The organism is Mesorhizobium sp. M4B.F.Ca.ET.089.01.1.1, assembly GCF_004022605.1.
Taxonomy (GTDB): Bacteria; Pseudomonadota; Alphaproteobacteria; order Rhizobiales; family Rhizobiaceae; genus Mesorhizobium; species Mesorhizobium abyssinicae.
This window is the reverse complement of record NZ_RZOS01000351.1, coordinates 1-6,218: the sequence shown is the minus strand read 5'-3', so window position 1 is coordinate 6,218 and position 6,218 is coordinate 1. Positions and strand designations below refer to the sequence as shown.

Below are 6,218 nucleotides of genomic sequence, written 5' to 3'. Positions count from 1 at the left end.
GCACGGGCAAGCCCCACCCGCTGCTTCATCCCGCCCGAGAGCTCGTCCGGGTAACGCTCGCCCCAACCGCTCAAGTCAACGAGCTTGAGGTTTTCTTCCGCCACGCGGCGGCACTCCTTGCGTGATTTGCCTCGGAGTTCGAGACTGAGGGAAACATTGTCGTAGACGGTGCGGTGCGGCAGCAGCGCCATGTGCTGGAAGACCATGCCGACCGTCTCTGAGCGAAGGGTCCGGAGTTCAGACGGCGAAAGTTTGTTGATGGCATTTCCGCCGATCCGAACCTCGCCTGCGGTTGGTTCGATCAGCCGATTGAGATGGCGGACAAGCGTCGATTTCCCTGAGCCGGACAGCCCCATGATGCAAAAGATCTCGCCGGGCTCGACCGAGAAGGACACATCGGCCACACCCAGAACGCAATCGAATTCTTCAAGGACTTGCCTCTTGCTGAACCCGCGATCGCGGGCCGCCGCGAGGGCTTTCCCTTTGCGCGTCCCGAAAATTTTCCACAAGCCGGAACAGACGATGGCGGGTATAGTCATGTGCGGAACTCTCGATAGTGTGTTGTGCCTATCTTCAGACCGTAATCGGCCGGCGGATGCCGCCGGCCGATTTAAACCTCAGAGCCTCACTTGGCGGCCTTGGCTTCAGCGATCCACTTTTCCCAATCAGCGTGGTGAGCGGCGATCCAGTCGGTTGCGTGTTTCATGATCTGCTCGTTGCTCTTTTCACCATTGGCAACCTTTTGATTTTCCGCGTTGACGTCCGCAATCGGGATCTGCACGAGCTCAAAGAATTTCTTGGCTTTCGGGTTGGCTTTCAGCCAAGTCGTATTGGCGATGATCTTCTGGTCGTTCACGGCGAAGCCAAGATTCCCGAGGCCTTCAACAACTGTGTTGCCGGTCTCCGCGTCAGGAAGAGAGGTGTTCTTGACGTTGAGCCAGACAACCTCCTTGCCTGGGCGGAGAATGGCAGATACCCACAGCGGCGTCCAAGTGTAGTACAGTGTCGGCTTGCCAGCCTTGATGCGTTCGATCGCGTCAGGAATGATGGCGAAATAGCCGCCTTGCTTTTCCTCGACGGTATCACGCAGGCCATAGGCGTCGAGCTGATGCTCGATCACGCGTTCGCAGCCCCACCCCGGTTCGCAACCGTAGAGGTCTGCCTTTCCATTCCCGTCGATGTCGAAAAGCTTGGCCTTCTCGGGATCCTTGAGGTCCTCAAGATACTTGATGCCAGTGGCGTCGGCCGTTTTCTTATCGATCAGATAGCCCTGCAGGCTGTTCTTGATTAGGGTGCCGACGCTCATCAGCTTTTCATCGCCGCCTGATGCTTTCCAGAAAGTGTCGTGAAGCGGAACCCAGTGCACCGCATAAAAGGTGAGATCGCCGTTAGCTACAGCGGTATGCGCCAGCTGAACTTGAACCTGGGTCAGGTCAGCTATGTTATAGCCGAGCTCCTTGAGACCCTCATCCACGACAAATGTCTGGAACAGCTCTTCTGTCGCTCCGCTCCAGGCCGGCATGACCTGATCTGCCATTGCCGGCACCGCATAGCCAGCCATCACGGCCATGGCCAGCGCCACACATTTTATCTTCATCGTTTCCTCCCTGTGTGAGCAAATTGCTCAGCTTCTGTGACTAGTTGTTAAGGTGACGGCCCTGAAAAGTCCCACCGGACCTTGATGCCAGAGCTCGCCCGGCCTTCGCTTCTGTGTCGACAGCGAATGCGTGAAGCGATCCAGCACGATGGCCAGCGCGACGATGCCCAGGCCCCCGACTGTCGCCAAACCCACATCAAGACGGCCTATGCCGCGCAGCACCGTCTGGCCCAGTCCACCAACAGCGATCATCGAACCGATGACCACCATCGATAGCGACATCATCAGCGTCTGGTTGATGCCGGCCATGACGGTGGGTAGCGCAAGCGGCAGCTGAGCCTTCCACAGAAGCTGACGCTCCGTAGCGCCGAAGGCGCGCATGGCTTCGATCACCTCTTCCGGTACCTGCCGTATGCCGAGGTTCGTAAGGCGGATCAGCGGCGCAACCGCAAAAATTACCGTAACGATCACGCCCGGCACGTTGCCGATACCGAAGAGCATCACAATGGGAACCAGGTAGACGAACGCTGGAATGGTCTGCATCCCGTCAAGGATCGGACGCATCACCACAAATACTCGCTCGCTCCGCGCCGCCCAGATACCGAGCGGAATGCCAAGCATCACCGCTACGACGAGCGAAGTCAGCACAATTGAAAGCGTCGTCATGGCGTCCTGCCAGACGCCGATGAGACCCATAAAGATGAGAGCGCCGACGATAACCCCGGCGACCTTCCGTCCGCCGAACTGCCAAGCCGCCAGGCCCGCAACGATGATCATCACGACCGGAGGAACCGAATGGAGCGCTATGCCGAACCACTGCAGTAGAAGGTCGAAGGGCGCCTTGACCGATTGAAAGAACGGCCTGTAGTGATCAACAACCCAGCGCAGCCCGATAGTCATCCAATCAGCGAGAGGGATTACCCCGCACTCAAAAGGATCTAGTATTCCGCACTTACCCATGTTGCTGTTCTCCAGAAGCTTTCTCGCTCGAAAACTTGCTACGCCACCAGGGTCCAGGGGAATATCGCGGCGTCGCGCTAAAGTTAGTTGTGTGCAATAGGTGCTCCGGATTCCGCAAGGCCCTACGGCAGGTAGAGCTACTCTTCTATTCCTGAGCAGGTCGCACCGTTACCGACAGATGCGCAGTTCTCCCTGCTTCATGGTGCCATCGTCCAGACTTCACCGTCCTGTTCACCCGACGACGTCCATCTGGACACCACGCTCCGGACCAGGCCTGCCCTCCAGTCGGCGTGCTCGACTGGAGCCTTCAGGCGGCGAGCCAGACGTTCTGCAGATCCATTTGAAACGTCGGGTGAATTACGTAGTTCTGGACCTTTTTGTTCATGTGACCGAAGAGGCTTTGCCAGAACGGCTGGATGATCACTCCGGAGTCCTGCAACACGTCCTCGATGTTCTTCATAAACTCTTTGCGCTCGGCAGCGTCACTCACGGAGAAGGCCTTCTTGAGCTTGGCGTCAAACTCGGGGTTTGAATAAGCGGTCTCATTCCAGGCTTCGCCAGTGCGATAGGCCAATGCAAGAACCTGAACGCCGAGGGGGCGCATGTACCAGACGGTCAGCGAATATGGGTACTTTGACCAGTCATTCCAGAATGTCGAACCCGGAAGCACAGTACGTTTGACCTTGAAACCGGCCTCGCGCAGCTGGGCCGCGATGGCGTCCCCGGTGTTTTTCTGCCAATCCTCGTCGATCGAGATCAACTCATGCTCGAAGTCTGTATGTCCGGATTGAGCAATGAGTTTCCTCGCGCCCTCTACGTTCCGGCTCTTTTTGGGCAGAGCATAATATTCCGGATGAATTGGGCTGACGTGATGGTTTTCGCCGACCGTTCCCCGCCCTGCATAGCCGAGTTGAAGGACAGCGTTGTTATCGACCGCCATCTGCAGCGCGTTTCGGACCTTCTTGTCGTCATATGGTTTGTGGGCGGTGTTGGTGCGGCACACGAGCGTCGTTGCCGTTGCGACTTCCGATTTTACCAGGTCCATCTTGTCCAGAATGTCGATGAAGTCAGCCGGAGTCTCCAGATTGAGATCGACCTCCCCGGACTCGAAAGCAGCCACCGTCGCCTGGAAGTCGGTCCCATAATCGACGAACTGCACGCCATCGAGCAACGCCTCGCCGCCCCACCACTTGCCATCCTGCCGGCGTTTGACTTCAGCCTTGCTGCCGACCAAGTAGGATACCAGTTCAAATGGACCCGTCCCAATCGGCTTCGTGACTGGGTCGGCGCCGCCGGCATCGAAACTGGGGTGGACGATCAGCCCGGGATAGTCGGTGAAATTCGCGATTATGGCGATGTCGGGGTCGCTTAGCTCGAGTTTGACGGTATAATCATCGACCTTGACGATCGCTCCATCTCTCGCCTTGCCGTTCTTGGCATCGATAAGCCCCCCGACACGAGCGGCCATCGAGTTGCCCGAGACGCCCTTCTCGCACCACCGGGTTATGTTGAAGATTACGTCATCGGCGTCGAATGTATCGCCGTTGTTCCAGGTGACGCTCTTCCGGACGTGGAAGACATACTCCGTCGCGTCCTCATTGATCTCCCAGCTTTCCAGCAGAACAGGTTCGAACGTGAACTCATGTGTGTAACGGACGAGCGGCTCCAGCCAGCAACGAGAGATGTTGGCAAGTTCCACCCAGTCATAGGTACGCGGGTCTTTCTGCGCCTTGACGGGCATTGAGACGCGCAGAATTCCGCCCTTCTTCTGTTCAGCGGCGCGCACCGATTGGGGAAATGCCACGCCGATCAGGCTATAGGCCATCGCACCCGAGGCGCCGAATGTACTTGCAAGCGCAAGGAACTCACGCCGGTCCATCGTGCCTGCTTTGACCTCGCTCGCCATCTTATCGATGGAAGCTGGAACGCGATCCCCATTGCTTCTGAAAAACGCCATGTTTCTTCTCCCTAATTTTATTGTTCCCGGTCCATTTATTCATGGGCGCCTGGCTGGACTTAGGCGAGGCTCGGGGAAATATCCTCCTGGCGTTTCGCCACAAACGCATCGAGTTCCTCGCGGACGGCAGGGTCCATCGGCGGCTGCTCGTAGCTCGCGATGATTGCTGTCGCCTTCTCCCTGCAGCGCTGTGCCATGTCCTTGGAACCTTTGACCTTCCACTGCTCGTAGCTTAGGTAGTCGAGGATCTCCGGCGCGATGAACGCGTCCTTGAAGCGCTTGAGCGTGAAGGAATCTCCGAGATAGTGGCCGCCGGGTCCGATGCGGCGGACGGCTTCGAGCGCATCCTCGAAATATTCGAATGATATGCCCCGCGCGTATTTCTCGATGAGCAGGTTCTGTTCAGCATCGGCGATGAACTTCGCCATGCAGCACACCAGACCGGCTTCATCCCAGCCGCCGGCATGCATCATAAGGTTGGAGCAGGCGCTGGCGCCGGACATGTAGGCGATGGCTGATTCATAACCGGACTGGGCATCGAAGGTTTTGGCGGAGGATTGAGACGCAGTGGTTCGCCACGGCACGTTATAGCGCCTTGCCAGTTGTCCGATGACGGCGTTGATCAGAGTAACTTCCGGCATGCCGGACATGGGGGCGCCGCTGCGCATCGACACCGAGACGGAATATTGACCGTAGATCATCTTGGCGCCTGGCGCGGCAAGCTGAGTATAGGCCAGCGCGGCGAGCGCCTCCGCATTCAACTGGGCGATCGTGGCGGGGATGTCGGCGGGAGTGTTGGCGGCGCCGAGCACGAATGGAGACAGCAGCACGACCTGGTTCGCGTCGGCGAAGGCGCGAAGCCCTTCCAGCATGGTCGAATCCCAGACAAGCGGCGAGTTGCCCGACACGTGACCGATCATCACCGCGTTCTGATCCATGAATGCCTTGCCATGCACGATCTGGCCCATCGCGATCGAGTCGTCGGCACGTTGCTTTCCGGTCGTCAGACCGAAGAAAGGCATGTTGGTTTCCACCAGGCTCGAATGATTGATGTGCAGATGGCGCCATGGCACGGCGATGTCGGTCGGCTCGCAGGTGAACCCGCCCGCGATATGGAAACCGGGCAGCATCTGGGTCAGCCGGTTCATGTTCCGGAGATCCTCGATCGTGGATGCGCGCCGCACGCCCTGAAGATCGCGGATGTTTGGCGCACCCTGCATGACGCCGAAAGTCATTGTATCTGGCGCGATCTCGAAACGCTGTGACGGATCGCGAGACGTCATTTCAAAACGGGAAGGGGCCTTGGAGATGAGATCCATGACCATGTCGGCCTCGAGGCGAACGCGGTGTTCACGGACATCCGCCCCCGCCTCTTTCCACTGCCTGATCGCTGTCTCATCTCTGAATTCGATCCCGATCTCGCGTAGGATCGCCAGCGAAGCCTGATGAATGCGCTCAAGCTGTTCGGCGTTGACGGCCTCCACAGGTCGAATTCCGTACTTGATAGTCGAGACACGCGGCCTTCTTTCAGCCTCCCGTGCCGCAACCACCGAAGACCGGCCTCCGCGGCGTCGGTTTGCGGGAACGTCAGTGTCCATTCAGAGCCTCGCCCGCGATAGCGGAACGACCGGCGTCCCGCATTAAAACACTCGTGGCCCCGCCGTCTAAGAAGGCGTGCCGGATTTGTATCTTGCTGATGATAGG

The 6,218-nt window shown here is 58.2% G+C and carries 5 protein-coding genes; all 5 read right to left on the bottom strand.

Translation table 11 applies throughout. From position 1 onward, the window contains the following. Positions 1-539 (bottom strand): ATP-binding cassette domain-containing protein (locus EN780_RS25305; RefSeq protein ID WP_128275647.1); only part of this gene is annotated, 539 nt, incomplete at its 3' end. An 86-nt stretch (positions 540-625) separates the two neighbouring features. Then, a complete protein-coding gene (gene proX / locus EN780_RS25300) occupies positions 626-1,597 on the bottom strand; it encodes a glycine betaine/L-proline ABC transporter substrate-binding protein ProX (protein WP_126080623.1) in 972 nt (323 codons plus the stop codon). Positions 1,598-1,624: 27 nt separating this feature from the next. After that, a complete protein-coding gene (locus EN780_RS25295; RefSeq protein ID WP_245466464.1) occupies positions 1,625-2,497 on the bottom strand; it encodes an ABC transporter permease subunit in 873 nt (290 codons plus the stop codon). 367 nt (positions 2,498-2,864) lie between these two features. Beyond that, on the bottom strand, positions 2,865-4,514 hold the full coding sequence (locus tag EN780_RS25290; protein ID WP_126080625.1) for an ABC transporter substrate-binding protein: 1,650 nt from the start codon (positions 4,512-4,514) through the stop codon (positions 2,865-2,867). A 59-nt stretch (positions 4,515-4,573) separates the two neighbouring features. Continuing rightward, positions 4,574-6,112 carry a trimethylamine methyltransferase family protein gene (locus EN780_RS25285; RefSeq protein ID WP_126080626.1) on the bottom strand — a complete coding sequence of 513 codons (1,539 nt, stop codon included), beginning with the start codon at positions 6,110-6,112 and terminating at the stop codon, positions 4,574-4,576. Positions 6,113-6,218: the final 106 nt, after the last annotated feature.